Source organism: Citrobacter sp. JUb117 (genome assembly GCF_024809055.1).
Taxonomy (GTDB): Bacteria; Pseudomonadota; Gammaproteobacteria; order Enterobacterales; family Enterobacteriaceae; genus Citrobacter; species Citrobacter gillenii.
The window spans coordinates 241,560-258,456 of record NZ_JANUFB010000002.1 but is presented as its reverse complement, the minus strand read 5'-3'; the positions used below and the strand labels follow the sequence as shown (position 1 = coordinate 258,456).

Genomic DNA, 16,897 nt, shown 5'->3' with positions numbered 1-16,897 from the left:
TTAGTGAGAGAGATAGTTTTTAAACGCTTCGGTTTGCGGGTTGGCAAAGCAGCTCGCATTCCCAAACTCGACGATATGACCGTTTTCCATATACACCACACGACTGGCCGTTTTACGGGCGACTTCCACTTCGTGGGTGACGATCACCTGAGTAATATTGGTTTCTGCCAGCTCACGAATGATGCTGACGATTTGTGCGGTAATTTCCGGGTCAAGCGCTGCGGTCGGTTCATCAAACAGCAGCACCTGTGGCTCCATCATTAACGCGCGGGCAATGGCCACACGCTGTTGCTGGCCGCCGGAAAGATGCAGTGGGTAACGATCGCTATAGGGCTTCAGTCGCAGACGTTCCAGCAGCTTCTCGGCACGCGCCAGCGCCTGGTCCTTGCTCAGACCCAGCACGCGGCAGGGCGCTTCGATCAGGTTCTGCTGCACAGTAAGATGCGGCCAAAGATTGTATTGCTGAAAGACCATGCCCACGTTCTGACGCAGTTCGCGAATGGCTTTATCAGAAGGTGTTTTCGTGAAGTCGAAACGGTTACCGGCAATAGAGAGCGTGCCCGAACGCGGCATCTCAAGCAGGTTGAGTACGCGCAGTAGCGAGCTTTTCCCGGCTCCACTTGGGCCAAGTAACACCAGTGTTTCGCCCTGAGGGCAATCCAGCGTGATATCGAACAGCGCCTGATGTGCGCCGTAGAAGCAGTTAATGCCGTTTAATTGAATACTCATTGACACTCGTATACTGGCAGTCTGATAGCTATTGAAGCCGCAGATACTACCTTTGACAGAATAGTTATGCAATATTTATGCGTTAAAAGTTAAATGCAAACCGCATTCTTCTCTAAACATAGCACAAAATAGCGGGGTCACCAGTGGGCAAGAATAATTGTCGGCATTCTATGCAGAATGCCAGACAATTTATGGGGTTTATGATTTGAACGAATGAATGGCGGGATTAACGGTTTTCGACAGACTGGCGCAGCGTCCCGGCTGGCGCATGTACACTGCCACCCAGATAGCGAACATCATCCACGACCCAGCACTGGCCTTCACGGATCATCAGTACTTCATCACGCCAGGTTTGATTACCCTGCTTAAGCTCTACGCGCAGCGGAATGTTACGTGCATCACTATTCGGAATGGTCGAGGCGCTGGCGACACTGGCGCTGTCCGGTAAGGTGGTACGGCTGGAGAAGGGGTCGCTGGTCAGCAGCTCGCGGTGCGAGTTATCGCGGCTGGCATCGGTCAGCAATTTCGCCAGGTTGTCACTTAAGTACGGACGCAGGGCGGTGATGTCGTTGCTGCGATGCTGAATGCGGTAATCATAGAACTGTTGTGCCACGCTGTCTGGCCCACCTTCCACGCAAGCGCCGCTACGCGGGCCGTTGTCTTTATAAGCCGGAGTTACGGTGGTACAGGCGCTGAGAAGAAGTGCACAGGGGACCAACAGAGAGAGTTTCGAGTAGCGCATAATGATTTCCTTATTAGCTTTCTACTAATAGTATTCTACGATGAAAAATTCTATCCTTTCAATGACTGTGTAATCGATTAACACTTTGTTTTTACTTGCATAACTTCGCAAATTTCACCGACTGGTACATCTGTGGCTATTGACTGCTTACCTCGGTTCAGTATATCAAACTGCGGCATGATGTTGTCGCCAAGGATGCTCCCTATAGTGTATAGACCATCCACGTATCTGCATGCTTATTTACGAGGCGATAAAATGAGAGACAACGGAGTGAGGCCTTAGGCTACCAGGGTATCCGGATGGCTAAAATAAGGGTTGATTAATTCCTGTGCCCATGCGTTAATGGTTGCGTCGGTTTGAAGAACAGACGATTTACAAAGTAGTTTACTTCCGCAGTTCTCATTTTCAGGTTTATCCATTTATCCCTTCTTTGAGTCACTCCGCTAAGCACTAAGTCGATTCTGTAATAAAACCAAATATGCCGAAGGGCTCAAATTAAGGAATAAAATATATGTCTAATAAAATGACGGGTTTAGTTAAGTGGTTTAATCCTGAGAAAGGTTTTGGATTCATCACTCCGAAAGATGGTAGCAAAGATGTGTTTGTGCATTTTTCTGCTATCCAAAGTAACGACTTTAAAACGCTGAATGAAAATCAGGAAGTCGAGTTTAGCGTGGAGCAGGGACCTAAAGGCCCATCCGCTGTTAATGTTGTGGCGCTCTAAGGTAACTATTATTACTAATCATATTCACTTTCGCTGCCCATGTTGCCATGGTTCGCAGTACAGAACATCGAGCTTCGATGTGACTGAGGGAAATCCGTTTGGCGCGAAATGTATTTTTTGCAAATCTAAAATGATTACATTTGATAATGTTGCAATGTACATTCAGTCCGGCCAGACTCCGCTGGATTTCAGAAAATAATTTTTTAGGCCCCTTCAAGGGGCCTTTTTTAATGACTTAACAGATGACCCTACCTGTTTATCGTGAGAACGTCATCTTGACGTTGTTGTCGTGATGCCAGAACATCGTTTACTGCGAACCTGCCTTCAGCCCCTCTCTTATCGTTTAATATGCAAACAATTTCTGGGTGTGTAATGACCAGTTGCGCCTGGGTTATTGAATCTTTTTATCGTATAGTTTATAGATATCCATGGTTATACAGATAATACTATCTACTGGCGCGTTGATGCCGTTACAGACCAGAAGAGGTGCATAATGGACGTCGAGAAATTAAAAAATAAAACTGAAGCGGATATATCTGAGTTCATCACAAAGAAAATTGTTGAGCTGAAGAAAAAGACCGGGAAAGAAGTTTCCGATATTCAGTTTATCGCTCGTGAGAAAATGACCGGGCTTGAAAGTTATGACATTAAAATTAAGTTGATCTAATTTTCAAATACCATCCAGTATGCGTTAAAGCATCGCCGTCCAGCTGAGGCGGTGCTTTTTATTTTTATAATTTCAAAATGAAATTATAAGTGTGATCTCTTCCGTGTGTGAACGAGGCGGTGGCAAAAGTGTGTGAATTTCAGCCGTACGCGATAACCCAGTATTTCATCCTGGTGGATATTTATTATCACAGGCGTAGGATGATTTGGCTGTCGACAAGATAAGACGTTCGTCCTGTCGTGTGCGGGCTTCTGATTATTCATTAACGACGAGGTGGTGCTGGTAATGAGTACACTGATCATTCGTTTATTGTTCTTAACGATTATATTGGCCCCTGTTTCATTACGCGCCGATGAACAGAGCGGAATGCAGCTTGAGCGTGTTGTCATCGTCAGTCGTCATGGCGTCAGAGCACCGACAAAGTTCACGCCGCTTATGCAACAAGTCACACCCGACCGCTGGCCGCAATGGGACGTTCCTCTGGGGTGGTTGACTCCTCGCGGCGGGGCACTCATTACTGAATTAGGACGGTATCAACGTTTACGCCTGGCGGACAAAGGTCTGCTGGATAATAAAACGTGTCCAACGGCAGGGCAGGTCGCGGTCATTGCCGATAGCGATCAACGTACCCGTAAAACGGGTGAAGCATTCTTGGCAGGACTGGCCCCGGAATGTAAAGTACAGGTTCATTATCAACAAGATAAGTCAAAATCTGATCCCCTTTTTAATCCCATCAAGGCGGGGCAGTGTTCGCTGAACACATCGCAGGTGAAAGAGGCCATCCTGACCCGGGCTGGCGGAAGTCTTGATGAGTACACGCGCCACTACCAACCCGCATTTCAAGCCCTGGAACGGGTGTTAAATTTCTCCCAGTCAGAAAAGTGTCAAGCAGCTGGGCAGTCTGCACAGTGTACGCTAACCGATGTCTTACCTGCTGAACTCAAGGTCTCTCCTGAAAATGTATCGTTGTCAGGCTCATGGGGACTGGCTTCAACCCTGACGGAAATCTTCCTGCTGCAACAAGCACAAGGGATGTCGCAGGTGGCCTGGGGGCGTATTCATGGCGATAAAGAATGGCGTACATTATTAAGTCTGCACAATGCGCAGTTTGACCTTCTGCAGAAAACCCCGGAGGTTGCCCGTAGCAGGGCCACACCGTTACTTGATTTGATACGTACAGCGCTCGTAACACAGGGGGCAACAGAAAATAAATACGCAATTCAGTTGCCCGTCTCTTTGTTGTTTATTGCGGGGCATGACACCAATCTTGCCAATATCAGCGGGGCATTAGGCCTTAACGTGTCTCTGCCCGGTCAGCCAGATAATACGCCGCCGGGTGGAGAGTTTGTTTTCGAAAGGTGGAAACGGGTCAGCGATCATTCTGATTGGGTGCAAGTTTCTTTTATGTATCAGACATTGCAGGAAATGCGTGATATGCAACCTTTGTCGTTGCAATCACCTCCCGGAAAAATTGTGCTGCCCTTAGCGGCCTGCGATGAGAAAAATACGCAGGGAATGTGCTCATTAAAAAGTTTTTCTGCACTGATTGATTCCGTTCGCGTGTCCGAATGTGCTGAGAAATAATATTTTTATTGCATCATTTCGGTCATGTTGAAAATTAAACAATCGGAACCTTTCAATGATAGGGTATCGGTTCGATAATGCTTTAAGGCAGCGTTGTTAGCGTAATAAGGAGATATACCATGCAGTTTTCGACCACCCCTACGCTGGAAGGGCAAAGCATCGTGGAATACTGCGGTGTGGTAACCGGTGAAGCGATTTTAGGCGCGAATATCTTTCGCGATTTTTTTGCCGGGATCCGGGATATTGTCGGCGGTCGCTCTGGCTCATACGAAAAAGAGCTGCGCAAAGCGCGTGAAATTGCCTTTCAGGAACTCGGCGAACAGGCGAAAGCGTTGGGAGCAGATGCGGTCGTTGGTATTGATATTGATTACGAAACCGTGGGTAAAGATGGCAGCATGCTGATGGTGAGCGTCAGCGGTACTGCGGTGAAAACTCGCCGATGAAGCGTCTGTTATGGCTGCTGGCATTTGCCGTGTTACTGACGGGCTGTGCGCGCGAGTCAGGTATTGTTGACAAAGACGGGTATCAACTGGATACCCGACGCCAGGCGCAGGCGGCATATCCACGCATTAAAGTGCTGGTAATTCACTACACGGCTGATGATTTTGACTCATCGCTGGCCACGCTGACGGATAAAAACGTCAGCTCGCACTATCTGATCCCGGCAGTACCACCGCTGCACGGCGGCAAGCCGCGGATCTGGCAGCTGGTCCCGGAAAAGGATCTGGCCTGGCATGCAGGGATCAGCTTCTGGCGAGGCGCTACGCGGATTAACGACACGTCGATTGGGATTGAACTGGAAAACCGTGGCTGGCAAAAATCAGCGGGCGTGAAATATTTTGCGCCATTTGAAGCGACGCAGATCCAGGCGTTGATCCCGCTGGCAAAGGACATTATTGCCCGCTACGACATCAAGGCGCAGAACGTGGTGGCGCATGCGGATATCGCTCCGCAGCGTAAAGACGATCCCGGCCCGCTGTTTCCGTGGCGTGAACTGGCGGCGCAGGGTATTGGCGCCTGGCCGGATGCTCAGCGCGTCGCGTTTTATCTTGGCGGACGCGCACCCCATACGCCGGTGGACACCGCATCGTTACTTGATTTGCTGTCGCGCTACGGCTACGAGGTGAAACCGGACTTGACGCCGCGTGAACAGCAGCGGGTGATTATGGCGTTCCAGATGCACTTCCGCCCGGCGTTGTGGAACGGCGTGGCGGATGCCGAAACGCAGGCCATTGCCGAAGCGCTACTGGAGAAATACGGGCAAGGTTAACGCGGCAGCTTACCGTGGTCGCGCAGCCAGGCCGCGGTACGCTCAATCCCTTCATCCAGCGTCACGACAGGCTGATAACCCAGCTCTTCCTGGGCGCGGGTGGTGTCCAGCGTAAAGTCAAAATTGAGCTTTGAGACACCGTAGTGTGTGAGCTTGGGTTCTTTTGCCGATTTATTCCCCAGACGCTCCATGCTGCGGGCAATCATGTCCAGCATTGGATAAGGCACGGAGCGGATGCGGCAATCAATATTCAGTTCGTCAATCAGCTTCTGCACGATGCTGCGCAGCGTGCGATGCTCACCGTTGGTAATGTTATACACACGACCTGATGGCAGATTGTCACAGGCTTCCTGACTTGCCAGCCACATCGCGTGAATCGCATTTTCATAGTAGGTCATATCCACCAGTGCGCTGCCGCCGTGTGGGAGCAGGACGCTGCCATAGTGATGCATCATGTGCGCCAGGCGGGGGATAAAAACTTTATCATGCGGGCCAAACAGGCTCTGCGGACGCAGTACCGTAAAGCGAGTTTGCGGATTGGCCTGGGCTAACAGCGCAATCACGTCTTCGCCGGCTGCTTTACTGCGGGCGAATTCGTTGGCGAAGCGGTGAGGTCGAAAGTCCTCTTTGATATCGCGATGGTGGTGATAATCAAAATAGAGCGACGGGGAGGAGATATGAATAAAGTTACGCACGCCCCAGGCAACCGACCACTCGCCCAGACGGCGGGTGGCGCGGACGTTAGCCAGGTCAAAGGCTTCCTGTGTTCCCCACGGCGAGGTAAAACTGGAACAGTGCCATAGCGTGTCGATGCCTGCGAGCATCACTTTTGCTTGCGAAGAGACCAGCTCGGTCAAATCCGCATGCACAAATTCTGCGCCCATTTTCTCCAGCAACTTACCCATCGCTTCGTTGCGACCGGTAGCTCTGACGCTGATGCCTTTCTTGCGTAAAAACTCAACCGCGTTTCGGCCTAAGCCGCTGGTGGCTCCGGTAACCAGTACCTTCATATCAATCCGCTGTGTTTAATAGAACTTCGTGCGCATTCTTCCGTGAATTACGCCTGTATGCAATGGGAAACATGAAAGAATACAGCCTCTTTTTGTCTTTAGTCTGTGATTTGTTCTGCAAGTTTGGCGATACGCTTTGCCATCCCCCTGAAAATAAACAGGTGAGCCGGGATCATCAGCAGCCAGTAGAACAGACCGGGCATACCGTGCGGGTGCCACCAGGCGCGGACGTCAATGCGACGGCGATCGCCTTTATCTTCCAGGGTAAAACTCAGACGACCGAGTCCTGGCGCCTTCATACCAAATAACAGTGTTAGCTGCTTCTCCGGTTCGACGATAATAACCTTCCAGCTATCCACGGTATCGCCGACCTGTAAAAGCGGACGCTCCGGCCGACCTTTTGCCAGTTTATGCCCCACCAGCAGATCCATGGCTGCGCGCGTCTTCCACAGAATATTGCCAAAGAAATAACCCTCTTTGCCGCCGAGGCGATTCACCACTTGCCACAGCGCCTTCAGGCTGGCGGATGTCTCGACGCTGAACCCGGCCTGTTTGGCGAAATAGCCGTATTCCGGTCGCCAGCGGGCAAAGGCCTGCGCGTCGTATCCCCACTCGCTGGAGTCGACCAGTTTCTCTTCTTCCTTCAGCGTGCTGCGTACCGCATCGTCAAAGGCGATGAGCTTTTGGGGGATCAATGCCCTCAGTTCGGTGTCATCGGCCAGCAGATCGTGTTTCAGGCCCTGTATCAGCGCCTGGGCGGTCGTCGGTGGAACCGAGGTGATCACATTTAAAAACCACACTGAAATCCAGCGGGTCGGGAAAGGGATGGGGATAAGCAGGCGATGCTTGCCGCTGACCGCCATAAAATGTTCGAACTGCTCTTGATAGCTTAATACCTGCGGCCCCGCCGCCTCGAGTACGCGGTGGCCGTTTGCCGGGTGCGCCAGCAGCGCAACTAAATAGTACAGCAGATTCTCCAGTGCAATCGGTGTGGTACGCGATCGTACCCAGCGCGGCGGGGTGAGTACCGGCAGGTTGTAGACCATATCACGCATCACCTCAAAGGCCGCAGAGCCCGCGCCGACGATAATACCCGCCCGTAACTCCGTAACCGGGACGCCAGATTCGCGCAACGTGTCAGCCGTTATCTGCCGTGCGCGCAGGTGATCGGACTGTTCATGCTTGGGGGCCTGTAAGGAACTCAGGAAAATCAGCTGGTTGACTGGCGTATGGCGCAGGGCGTCGCGGACATTCTGCGCCACCTGACGCTCGTGGGCGATAAAATCACCGCCTTCACCCATCCCGTGCACCAGGTAATAGACCGTATCAACGTCGGCTAGCAGCGGCGTCAGGGTATCTGGTTCGTTTAAATCAACCTTATGACAACTGACGCCGGGCAGTTGCTGTTTGTCCAGTCGCTCGATGCGACGTGCCGCCGCCAGTACCTGATGCCCTTGCTGGCTGAGCGCTTTTACCAGATGTTGACCAATGTAACCACTGGCGCCAAGTACCAAAATCCGTTGCGGCACGCCGGTCTCCTTAGCGGTTTAAAAAAGCACGCCAGTGAGCGGCGACTTCAGCAAGTTGTTCACGCGAAACGTCCAGATGCATCACCAGACGCACAATCGGCGAGGCGTTAATCAGCACGTCTTTAGATTTCATGTACTCGCCCAGCGCAGCAGCGTGTTCTTCACCCACGCGGACAAACAGCATATTGGTGTCGTGACGCATAACGTCGGCACCCGCGTCACGCAATTGTTCTGCCATCCAGGCAGCGTTGTCGTGATCAATTTGCAAACGTGCCACGTTACTTTTGAGCGCATACAGCCCGGCAGCCGCCAGAATACCGGCCTGGCGCATACCGCCGCCGGTCATCTTGCGCCAGCGAATCGCACGTTTGATGTAATCATGGCTGCCGACCAGCAGTGACCCGACCGGCGTCCCCAGCCCTTTGGAGAGGCAAATGGTGAACGAGTCACAATATTGGGTGACGTCCTTAAGCTCACAACCGTAGGCGACGATGGCGTTAAAAATACGCGCGCCGTCAACGTGCAGCGCCAGATTTCGTTCGCGGGTGAATTCCCAGGCCTCCTTCAAATACTCACGCGGCAGCACTTTGCCGTTATGGGTGTTTTCCAGACTGAGCAGGCGGGTACGGGCAAAATGAATATCATCGGCTTTGATTTTAGCGGCGACTTTGTCCAGCGGCAGCGTGCCATCCGGCGCGGCGTCGATAGGCTGTGGCTGAATGCTGCCGAGCACCGCGGCACCACCGGCTTCGTATAAATAGTTATGCGCGCCCTGGCCTGCGATGTACTCCTCGCCGCGCTGACAGTGGCTGAGCAGCGCCACCAGATTTGCCTGGGTGCCGGTCGGTAAGAAAATAGCCGCTTCTTTACCAGAAAGTTCAGCGGCATACTGCTGAAGGGCATTGACGGTAGGGTCGTCGCCGTAGACGTCGTCCCCGACCGGGGCCGCCATCATCTCTTCCAGCATGGCGCGACTCGGGCGGGTGACAGTATCACTACGTAGGTCGATCACGGGCATTCCTTTTTAAGTGAGGTAATGCCCACTGTTTTACCTTAGCCAGTTGGTTTTCGCCAGTTCGATCACTTCATCACCGCGTCCGCTGATGATAGCGCGCAGCATATACAGGCTGAAACCCTTCGCTTGTTCGAGTTTGATTTGCGGCGGTATGGCGAGCTCTTCTTTCGCGACCACCACGTCGACCAGCACCGGGCCATCAATCGACAGCGCTCTTTGCAGCGCCTCGTCGACGTCCGACGATTTTTCCACGCGGATACCGGTGATCCCGCAGGCTTCGGCAATGCGGGCAAAGTTGGTGTCGTGCAGTTCCGTTCCGTCGGTCAGATACCCACCGGCCTTCATCTCCATTGCGACAAAGCCCAGCACGCTGTTATTGAACACGATGATTTTCACCGGCAGCTTCATCTGCACCACCGAAAGAAAATCGCCCATCAGCATGCTGAAGCCGCCGTCGCCGCACATGGCGACCACCTGGCGTCCGGGTTCCGTTGCCTGCGCACCCAGCGCCTGCGGCATGGCGTTCGCCATCGACCCGTGATTAAACGACCCGAGCAGGCGGCGCTTGCCGTTCATTTTCAGATAGCGCGCGGCCCACACCGTGGGGGTGCCGACATCGCAGGTAAAGATGGCGTCATCAGCGGCGAAGTGGCTGATTTGCTGCGCCAGATACTGCGGGTGAATGGCTTTTTCACTGGGTTTGGCTAAATCATCCAGTCCTTTGCGCGCATCGCGATAATCACTCAGGGCTTTATCGAGGAATTTGCGGTCGGTTTTTTCTTCTACGAGCGGCAGCAGGGCGCGCAGCGTGGCTTTGATATCCCCCACCAGCGCCATATCCACCTTACTGTGCGCACCAATGCTTGCCGGATTGATATCAATCTGAATAATTTTGGCGTCGGTGGGGTAGAAGGGACGGTAGGGGAACTGGGTGCCCAGTAAAAGCAGCGTGTCGGCATTCATCATGGTATGAAAACCGGATGAAAAACCGATCAGTCCGGTCATACCCACATCGTAGGGGTTGTCATATTCGACGTGCTCTTTGCCGCGCAGGGCGTGGACAATCGGCGCTTTGATTTTTGCGGCAAACTCCACCAGCTCTTTGTGCGCACCCGCGCAACCACTGCCACACATCAGCGCAATGTTGCTGGAATAGCGCAGCAGTTGCGCCAGTTTTCTCATCTCTTCTTCCGCCGGGGTGACCACCGGTAACGGCGCATGATACCAGTGCGTGCTGGCACTTTCCGGCGCGGCTTTCAGCGCAACATCGCCCGGGAGCACGACGACTGACACACCGCGGTTTAACACTGCTTTGCGCATGGCAATCGCCAGCACCTGTGGGATCTGCTCAGGGCTGGAAACCAGCTCGCAATAGTGGCTACATTCGCGGAACAACTCTTGCGGGTGGGTCTCCTGAAAATAGCCGCTGCCAATTTCACTGGAGGGGATATGTGCGGCAATCGCCAGCACTGGGACATGGTTGCGGTGGCAATCAAACAGGCCGTTAATCAGGTGCAAGTTTCCCGGTCCACATGAACCGGCACACACCGCCAGTTCACCGGTCAGTTGCGCTTCCGCGCCTGCGGCGAAGGCGGCAACTTCTTCATGCCGGGTTGGCATCCAGTCGATCGTTCCCATGCGATTGAGACTGTCACTAAGACCATTCAGTGAATCACCCGTTACGCCCCAAATACGTTTCACACCAGCCTGTTCAAGCGTTTTAGCAATAAAAGCGGCAACCGTTTGTTTCATGGTTTTCCATCTCCTTTAATGTGATACCGGTTACAAGTTTAGATGAAGATAATAGTTATGCTTCTCATTACCCCTTATTTTCGGCAGCTTACATTTGACGAAGATAACGCGTAGCTTGACTGTGGACATGGCAAACAAGGAATGAATTCAAATGGTTAGGAACTTATTAAATGCAGTAAATCGCATGCTGACGCATGAGGACTTTGGCAAGTTTTTGTTACGCCTGGCGGTGGGGGGACTGATGCTGTTTCACGGTCTGCATAAACTGTTTGCCGGAATTGATGGCATTAGCGGCATGCTAATAGCGAAAGGTTTTCCGGGTTTCATTGCCTACGGCGTTTTGCTTGGCGAGGTGCTGGCACCGTGCCTGATTATTCTTGGCATTCTGACGCGTCCGGCTGCGTTAGGGTTGGCATTCACTATGGTTGTCGCGTGGCTGATGGTCGGAATGGGCGAAACCTGGTCGCTGGATAAAACCGGCGCATGGGCTATTGAAAGTCTGGTGTATTTCTTTATTGGCGCACTGGCGGTGGCATTTTTGGGTGCCGGAAAATACGCATTGGGCGGTCAGTCGGCCTGGCGCTAGTTTGCCATCGGACGACAAATGCGGAGGCGACAACGTAGTTACATTGCTGCTCGCCTCCTGATTCTATCAGGTCGTTAGTCTTCCTCGTTACGGTCCCAGCGTTTTCGCCGACGTCCCACCGTGCCTTGTGTCAGGGCGTTTGCCATCGCTGCGCCGATTTCAGCGCTGACGACCAGACCCTGAATAAAAGGGCGGTCGTGCATTAGCCATGGCAGCCCGCCAAAGGCGATGCGACCACAGGCATCCTTTGGCGCACGTAGCGTATAATTTTCGCTGATATCCGGGATCTCATCACCACAGGCGAGGAGTTGATGGCGCAACCTGGGGAACGGGATATCTTTGCTCTTCAACGCTTTTTGCCCTCGGGCATCAATAAACACATCAAATTCGCTACGCTGATTGTTGTGGTAAATAACCGTCATACCTTGCTCATTTTGGCGTTGATAATCTGAGCCCAGCGCGAGGATTTCAATTAACCCGGCCTCATGCAGCGCCAGCAGGCGGCGAATGGATTCCGAAGGGATCGCCGCATAGTTATCGATAAACACGCGTGCCAGACCGTGCTTGAAGCGTTCTCTGTCGCCATCGTCAAGATGAGGCACGACCTGTTCGATGACCTCATGCAGCCGCAGCAGGGTATAGCGCCACGTGACGGTGCGTTGCTCCCGCTTGTTGCGTTCGACTTCCTGCAGGTTGCGTTTCGCCCAATCAAAAGCATTGTGCTGAATTCGGTCAGCAAAATAGATGTCAGAAAACGTATCTGCCGTCAGCGTCTCAAGCGCTATCTGCTGGCTCCACTGCGGTGCCGCGTCTTGCAGTTGTTTGACGATAAGCGAGAAGAGGCGATCCAGTAATCCGCGTTGACCCTGTTCAATGACGTGTTCAATCGCCTGACCGGTGGCGATGTTCAGCGGTTCATAAGGGAGAGGGCAGTAAAAATCGGCCTCCGGCAGCACACCGCTGCGTGACATCAGAGTCAACTTCAGGCTTTGACTACCGGGTTTGCGCGTAAAATGGAGGGTGTTATCAGCATCGGTGGTGAAGGCGCCATGTTGACTGACCACGGCGACTGCCGCATCGATAGCGCTTAACGACGTACCCAGAATGCCCACTCTGCAGGCGTTAATTTGTGCGTCCATCAGGCCGGTCCACGGGCTGGGGAAAAACTCACGTGGTGTGTCGTCTCCCTCAGGCCACAGATGGCCGGTGGCGATAACTGCAAAATCCACCTCGACAGGTTGTGGTGCGTGGTTTACCCACAACGTAACACCCTGCGGGTTTGCGCGCAGATCGGTGACTTCGCTGGACTCATGAACACAAACCTCAAAACCGGACTCACGGGCTTTATCGACAATGGCTAAAAAGCGATCGCGAAAATAGTCGCCAAGGATCACGCGGGGTAAAAATTGCCGTTCATGCAATGACGTGCGTTCTATACCAAATTGTGTCAGGTAGTCATCGCTTTGGTTTTGTAGCCACGTCAGATAGGTGATGTAAATCGGCGGGATTTCAATACTGGCAATATTCGCCAGCATATGGTCTGCGTTATTGTCGTTGTTGTAAGGCATGCCCACACCCGCTTCTTCCGCTTGCTCGTAGAGTTGCACGGTCAGCGGTTCGCCGCGTTCAACCAGGGCATGGAAGGTATAGATTCCAGTGGGGCCGACGCCGACGATGGCCACTTTTTTCATGGGGATCCTTTTTTGAAAAGCTCGACGATGGTCGGGGATATTGATTAGTTTGTGAATGTTAATTGTGGTTGAAAAATTGAGGGGTGAAATGTTTATGCTCACCTTTTTGCGACTACGATCCCCACACAGATTCACCAATTTCTCAGTAACCTGTTAAAAATAAAAGCCTTTACGCCATAGGTTATGTACCTAACCGCGTACCAGCACGCCTGCGCTGAATTTGAGCGGCAAGGGGTGGCCGGAGCCCGGGTTTGATACCGAAGTTGGCGGTGAAAGCAGTGGGATAAAGGAAGGGGCGGTATCAGGGGGCATCCCCGAGTAGCCCGGACGAGGTGCATCAGTACCGACTCCGGGGATGTTCCCGGCGTCACTTCGTTCGGCCGGGCTACCCGAAGATACTTTTGTCAGCAATCTGAACCCAGCGATAGGCTGGATTTTTTAGGGGGCGGTGTTGATGTTGGAAAATGTCGAACTCAAGAATACTTTTGCGAAGAGTACCATTTTTTCAAAAAATTGAGTTATTGGTGGCAGTCTGCTTTGAGCAAAGAGAAGACGATAAACGCAGTTGACGTGGCAAGAAAAAGTATTCTCAATGTGTACTTGCAGACTGCAATTTATGTTTAGATGAACATCCGAAATAAGAGTTTAAATTTTATTTAAGAGGGAAGATATGCGTACTCGCCCTGCCTCTCGATTGATAGTCCTTTCACCTGAAAATCATGTTCTGCTCTTCAGGTTCTGCCATAAAGATGATGCTCTGGAAGGGAAAACATACTGGGCAACGCCAGGGGGAGGACTTGAGCACAACGAGTCTTTTGAGCAGGCGGCGTTACGTGAATTATTTGAAGAAACGGGCCTGACAAGAAGAACTACAGGACCACAAATAGCCTCCAGAACCTTCCCTATGATGCTGCCAAGTGGTGAAAACGTTCTTGCTGAAGAACGTTTCTTTATTATTAGTGCAGATAAATCAGATATTGACCGATCAGGTTGGAGTAACAACGAAAAAGAAGTCATTCGCGATCACTACTGGTGGAACTTAGAAGAGCTCAGACAGACCAATGAAATCATCTTCCCACTCGATTTGATAATTAACATACTTGAAGGCTTTCCCAGCACTTAACCCTCTGAACGGCTTGGATTTCGCTTCTGGAATGAAGCGGCCCTTGAAGAGTCGTGAAGTCTACTGATATTACTGGCACCCAGGCCCATAAACTTCACTTCATCGACAAATGGCGTAAAACGTGAAGCGGATTGTTGCAAAAAAGGCGTCTTCAATATGAATCCCTATGAAAATCAATACAGGCAACTGATAGCAAACGGAGCTGTCGCTTGGGCTGGCGAAGGTTATATTAGGGCAAAAAAACAGCAGGAAAAAATCTTTCATTGGCTCAATTTACATCACTATTTACCCCGGTCAGGTGCGTCGGTACTTGAAATGGGGTGTGGTAACGGAGCTATGGCATCACAGTCCCTTGCTGAACGAGGGTATTCTGTGTGGGGTGTGGATTTTTCTGAGACTGCTATCAGATGGGCAGAAAAGCGTTTTCAGCAAGCTGGTATCTCCGCACAATTTTTTGTCGGAAATGTTTGCTGTATACATCAATGTAAGGACTCAACGTTTGAGTTGATTATTGACGGCAGTTGTTTGCATTGCCTGATAGATAATGACCGGGTTCTCTTTTTCGCAGAGGTGAAGAGATTGCTCAAACCCGGAGGTCGTTTTGTGATCAGTTCCATGTGCGGAACCCCCGGTTATTCGGCCGACATTAGTTCTTATGATCCGGTCAGGCACCATTTAGTGAAAGATGGTCAACCCTGGCGTACTCTGAAACCACTCCCGGCTTTAATTGATGAGATACAGAAAGCACAATTTAACGTGCTTGCAATAAGAGTGAATAACAATGTGTGGTGGGATCATGCCACACTGGTATGTTCGGTGAACTCATCACTCGGTGATTTGCAACAAGTATCGAGTGGTTAAAAGCTGACTTTGGATCCGCTTTGAGCAAGAGGCGGACATCAGCGGCAATTTTACTCAGGATTCTATATCTTCAGAGAATATCACTGCCTGATCATCAAAACTAAACTGTCTCAAGCATGGAATAAGACAAATGAATATAAGGACAAGATTAGCTCTATCCACTGATATAGAGGGTATTTTTGAAGTCAGAACTTCGGTTAAAGAAAATCATCTCAGTCGAGAAGAAATGGAGCAGATGGGAATTACCGAGAGCGTTGTCACCGATATGATTGAGAAAAGTCATTGCGCATGGGTTGCCGTAGATGACGGAAAAGTGATTGGTTTCTCGATGATTTTGCCAGATGAAGGATGTCTTTTTGCGGTCTTTGTTCTCCCTGAATATGAAGGCAGAGGTGTAGGTCGCAGCCTTGTTGACCTCGCAGAGCAGGAATTATTCAAACACCATAAGGCAGTCTGGCTTGAAACCGACAAAAACAGTCGTGCGGCAAAATTTTACATGCGACTGGGCTGGGTTAAAAAAGAAATATTAGTGAATCTGATATTAGATTGGAGAAACCCCGCTGCGTTTAAGCAAAGATCCTCTTCTTTAATATCCGCTCCTGGCACGCAGCGGACATTGCTGACTGAGCTGAAGGTCCGCTGTGAGCGAAGAGCAGACCTCACAGTTCGTATCTGCCTGCTCCCTGCCATTGGGTCATTTTGATGAAATCCCCATTTTCATTTGCAATTCGACTGTTGCAACGAATTCGCAGGGGACAGAGATAGCCAGACTGAGAAGCAAAAAACGGCTGGCTATAAGCATACCATCGTGAAGCCCGGAATTAACGCATGGTTAAGCCGCCATCAACAGAAATTGACTGGCCGGTGACATAGGAAGAGGCATCACTGGATAACCACAGCACCACATCGGCAATCTCGTCTGCCTGGCCATGACGCTGCATGGGCACGCTTTTAACCATCGCGTCCAGCGCTTCTTTCTGGCCGGAGGCCGCCATTTTCTCCGCCATCGGCGTCCAGATAAGCCCCGGGCAGATGGCATTGACGCGGATATTACGAGCGGCATATTCCAGTGCTACGCTCTTGGTCAGACCTATAACCCCGTGCTTTGCAGCATGGTAGCTGGCACGCTCTGCGCCCCCGACAATACCGCCGATGGATGAGCAGTTAACAATCACGCCGCTGCCCTGTTTGCGCATCTGCTGAAGTTCATACTTCATGCATCCCCATACGCCGCGCAGGTTTACGCCGTTCACCCGGTCAAAGTCTTCAACCGTGGCATCGGCAATCTCCGCCAGGATATTCTGAACACCGGCATTATTAAAGGCGATATCCAGACGGCCAAAGGTGGAAACCGTCTCCTGAACCATCGCTTCCACTTCGTCGAGGTTTGCCGCATTACAGACGATGGCCTTTGCCTGATACCCTTTAGCAATGAGCTCCTTTGCTGCCGCCTGTACCGCTTCGGCATTCAGGTCAGCCAGCACGACAGACGCGCCAGCTTCGGCATAGACGTGGGCGGTAGCAAGACCAATACCTGACGCTGCGCCGGTCACTAAGGCCACTTTATTTTCTAGGGAATAGTTCATCTTTATTTCTCCGCTGATAGCTTAATTT

At 51.5% G+C, this 16,897-nt stretch carries 19 protein-coding genes; 10 read left to right on the top strand and 9 right to left on the bottom strand.

Going from position 1 to position 16,897, the window contains the following annotated elements; translation table 11 throughout:
* The 3 genes from artP to M2374_RS05100 form a co-directional block, all read right to left on the bottom strand.
* Complete coding sequence (gene artP, locus M2374_RS05110; RefSeq protein ID WP_096756540.1) at positions 1-729, bottom strand: arginine ABC transporter ATP-binding protein ArtP; 729 nt, start codon at positions 727-729, stop codon at positions 1-3.
* A 226-nt stretch (positions 730-955) separates the two neighbouring features.
* Positions 956-1,471, bottom strand: coding sequence for a lipoprotein (locus M2374_RS05105; RefSeq protein ID WP_115258065.1), 516 nt, complete (start codon positions 1,469-1,471; stop codon positions 956-958).
* A 278-nt stretch (positions 1,472-1,749) separates the two neighbouring features.
* On the bottom strand, positions 1,750-1,890 hold the full coding sequence (locus tag M2374_RS05100; RefSeq protein ID WP_181506795.1) for a hypothetical protein: 141 nt from the start codon (positions 1,888-1,890) through the stop codon (positions 1,750-1,752).
* A gap of 92 nt (positions 1,891-1,982) precedes the next feature.
* On the opposite strand from M2374_RS05100, the gene cspG reads away from it, so the two are divergent.
* The 6 genes from cspG to M2374_RS05070 all read left to right on the top strand — a co-directional run bounded on the left by cspG (position 1,983) and on the right by M2374_RS05070 (position 5,716).
* Positions 1,983-2,195 carry a cold shock protein CspG gene (gene cspG / locus M2374_RS05095; protein ID WP_046479624.1) on the top strand — a complete coding sequence of 71 codons (213 nt, stop codon included), beginning with the start codon at positions 1,983-1,985 and terminating at the stop codon, positions 2,193-2,195.
* 10 nt (positions 2,196-2,205) lie between these two features.
* Positions 2,206-2,394, top strand: a complete 189-nt coding sequence (locus M2374_RS05090; protein WP_115259921.1) for a cold-shock protein — start codon at positions 2,206-2,208, stop codon at positions 2,392-2,394.
* 294 nt (positions 2,395-2,688) lie between these two features.
* Positions 2,689-2,862, top strand: coding sequence for a GnsA/GnsB family addiction module toxin (locus tag M2374_RS05085; RefSeq protein WP_096756542.1), 174 nt, complete (start codon positions 2,689-2,691; stop codon positions 2,860-2,862).
* A gap of 285 nt (positions 2,863-3,147) precedes the next feature.
* Positions 3,148-4,446: an AppA family phytase/histidine-type acid phosphatase gene (locus tag M2374_RS05080; RefSeq protein WP_181688954.1), complete on the top strand. Its 1,299-nt coding sequence runs from the start codon at positions 3,148-3,150 to the stop codon at positions 4,444-4,446.
* A gap of 119 nt (positions 4,447-4,565) precedes the next feature.
* The gene (locus M2374_RS05075) at positions 4,566-4,889 is read left to right on the top strand and encodes a heavy metal-binding domain-containing protein (RefSeq protein ID WP_096756544.1); all 324 of its coding nucleotides are present in this window, start codon (positions 4,566-4,568) and stop codon (positions 4,887-4,889) included.
* Positions 4,886-5,716, top strand: coding sequence for an N-acetylmuramoyl-L-alanine amidase (locus tag M2374_RS05070; protein WP_096756545.1), 831 nt, complete (start codon positions 4,886-4,888; stop codon positions 5,714-5,716). The genes M2374_RS05075 and M2374_RS05070 overlap by 4 nt, the downstream gene beginning before the upstream one ends.
* Here the strand turns inward: M2374_RS05070 and M2374_RS05065 are convergent.
* The 4 genes from M2374_RS05065 to poxB all read right to left on the bottom strand — a co-directional run bounded on the left by M2374_RS05065 (position 5,713) and on the right by poxB (position 11,022).
* Positions 5,713-6,726 carry an NAD(P)-dependent oxidoreductase gene (locus M2374_RS05065; RefSeq protein ID WP_096756546.1) on the bottom strand — a complete coding sequence of 338 codons (1,014 nt, stop codon included), beginning with the start codon at positions 6,724-6,726 and terminating at the stop codon, positions 5,713-5,715. The two genes, M2374_RS05070 and M2374_RS05065, sit on opposite strands and share 4 nt — an antisense overlap.
* 98 nt (positions 6,727-6,824) lie before the next feature.
* A complete protein-coding gene (locus M2374_RS05060) occupies positions 6,825-8,255 on the bottom strand; it encodes an SDR family oxidoreductase (protein ID WP_117343251.1) in 1,431 nt (476 codons plus the stop codon).
* A gap of 10 nt (positions 8,256-8,265) precedes the next feature.
* On the bottom strand, positions 8,266-9,267 hold the full coding sequence (gene ltaE / locus M2374_RS05055) for a low-specificity L-threonine aldolase (RefSeq protein WP_181688955.1): 1,002 nt from the start codon (positions 9,265-9,267) through the stop codon (positions 8,266-8,268).
* Positions 9,268-9,303: 36 nt separating this feature from the next.
* Positions 9,304-11,022: a ubiquinone-dependent pyruvate dehydrogenase gene (poxB, locus tag M2374_RS05050; protein ID WP_117343253.1), complete on the bottom strand. Its 1,719-nt coding sequence runs from the start codon at positions 11,020-11,022 to the stop codon at positions 9,304-9,306.
* 151 nt (positions 11,023-11,173) lie between these two features.
* On the opposite strand from poxB, the gene M2374_RS05045 reads away from it, so the two are divergent.
* A complete protein-coding gene (locus M2374_RS05045) occupies positions 11,174-11,608 on the top strand; it encodes a DoxX family protein (RefSeq protein ID WP_115258070.1) in 435 nt (144 codons plus the stop codon).
* A 74-nt stretch (positions 11,609-11,682) separates the two neighbouring features.
* Here the strand turns inward: M2374_RS05045 and M2374_RS05040 are convergent, their stop codons facing one another.
* On the bottom strand, positions 11,683-13,299 hold the full coding sequence (locus M2374_RS05040) for an FAD-NAD(P)-binding protein (protein ID WP_181688956.1): 1,617 nt from the start codon (positions 13,297-13,299) through the stop codon (positions 11,683-11,685).
* A 670-nt stretch (positions 13,300-13,969) separates the two neighbouring features.
* Between M2374_RS05040 and M2374_RS05035 the strand changes: the two genes are divergently transcribed.
* From M2374_RS05035 to M2374_RS05025, 3 genes are all read left to right on the top strand, one after another.
* On the top strand, positions 13,970-14,422 hold the full coding sequence (locus M2374_RS05035; protein ID WP_181506799.1) for an NUDIX hydrolase: 453 nt from the start codon (positions 13,970-13,972) through the stop codon (positions 14,420-14,422).
* Between the two features lie 156 nt (positions 14,423-14,578).
* Complete coding sequence (locus M2374_RS05030; RefSeq protein WP_181688957.1) at positions 14,579-15,283, top strand: class I SAM-dependent methyltransferase; 705 nt, start codon at positions 14,579-14,581, stop codon at positions 15,281-15,283.
* A gap of 130 nt (positions 15,284-15,413) precedes the next feature.
* Positions 15,414-15,986 (top strand): GNAT family N-acetyltransferase, encoded by a 573-nt coding sequence (locus tag M2374_RS05025; RefSeq protein WP_249418299.1) that lies wholly within the window; start codon positions 15,414-15,416, stop codon positions 15,984-15,986.
* A 118-nt stretch (positions 15,987-16,104) separates the two neighbouring features.
* Here M2374_RS05025 and M2374_RS05020 read toward each other — a convergent pair whose 3' ends face one another.
* Positions 16,105-16,869 carry an SDR family NAD(P)-dependent oxidoreductase gene (locus M2374_RS05020; RefSeq protein ID WP_181632103.1) on the bottom strand — a complete coding sequence of 255 codons (765 nt, stop codon included), beginning with the start codon at positions 16,867-16,869 and terminating at the stop codon, positions 16,105-16,107.
* Positions 16,870-16,897: the final 28 nt, after the last annotated feature.

Excerpts from the sequence above, each read along its gene's own strand:
- M2374_RS05045 (WP_115258070.1), top strand. The coding sequence starts at position 11,174 with ATGGTTAGGAACTTATTAAATGCAGTAAATCGCATGCTGACGCATGAG.
- M2374_RS05075 (WP_096756544.1), top strand. The coding sequence starts at position 4,566 with ATGCAGTTTTCGACCACCCCTACGCTGGAAGGGCAAAGCATCGTGGAA.
- M2374_RS05100 (WP_181506795.1), bottom strand. The coding sequence starts at position 1,890 with ATGGATAAACCTGAAAATGAGAACTGCGGAAGTAAACTACTTTGTAAA.
- M2374_RS05020 (WP_181632103.1), bottom strand. The coding sequence starts at position 16,869 with ATGAACTATTCCCTAGAAAATAAAGTGGCCTTAGTGACCGGCGCAGCG.
- M2374_RS05070 (WP_096756545.1), top strand. The coding sequence starts at position 4,886 with ATGAAGCGTCTGTTATGGCTGCTGGCATTTGCCGTGTTACTGACGGGC.
- M2374_RS05065 (WP_096756546.1), bottom strand. The coding sequence starts at position 6,726 with ATGAAGGTACTGGTTACCGGAGCCACCAGCGGCTTAGGCCGAAACGCG.
- M2374_RS05105 (WP_115258065.1), bottom strand. The coding sequence starts at position 1,471 with ATGCGCTACTCGAAACTCTCTCTGTTGGTCCCCTGTGCACTTCTTCTC.
- poxB (WP_117343253.1), bottom strand. The coding sequence starts at position 11,022 with ATGAAACAAACGGTTGCCGCTTTTATTGCTAAAACGCTTGAACAGGCT.
- M2374_RS05025 (WP_249418299.1), top strand. The coding sequence starts at position 15,414 with ATGAATATAAGGACAAGATTAGCTCTATCCACTGATATAGAGGGTATT.
- artP (WP_096756540.1), bottom strand. The coding sequence starts at position 729 with ATGAGTATTCAATTAAACGGCATTAACTGCTTCTACGGCGCACATCAG.
- M2374_RS05040 (WP_181688956.1), bottom strand. The coding sequence starts at position 13,299 with ATGAAAAAAGTGGCCATCGTCGGCGTCGGCCCCACTGGAATCTATACC.
- cspG (WP_046479624.1), top strand. The coding sequence starts at position 1,983 with ATGTCTAATAAAATGACGGGTTTAGTTAAGTGGTTTAATCCTGAGAAA.
- M2374_RS05080 (WP_181688954.1), top strand. The coding sequence starts at position 3,148 with ATGAGTACACTGATCATTCGTTTATTGTTCTTAACGATTATATTGGCC.
- M2374_RS05035 (WP_181506799.1), top strand. The coding sequence starts at position 13,970 with ATGCGTACTCGCCCTGCCTCTCGATTGATAGTCCTTTCACCTGAAAAT.
- M2374_RS05085 (WP_096756542.1), top strand. The coding sequence starts at position 2,689 with ATGGACGTCGAGAAATTAAAAAATAAAACTGAAGCGGATATATCTGAG.
- M2374_RS05030 (WP_181688957.1), top strand. The coding sequence starts at position 14,579 with ATGAATCCCTATGAAAATCAATACAGGCAACTGATAGCAAACGGAGCT.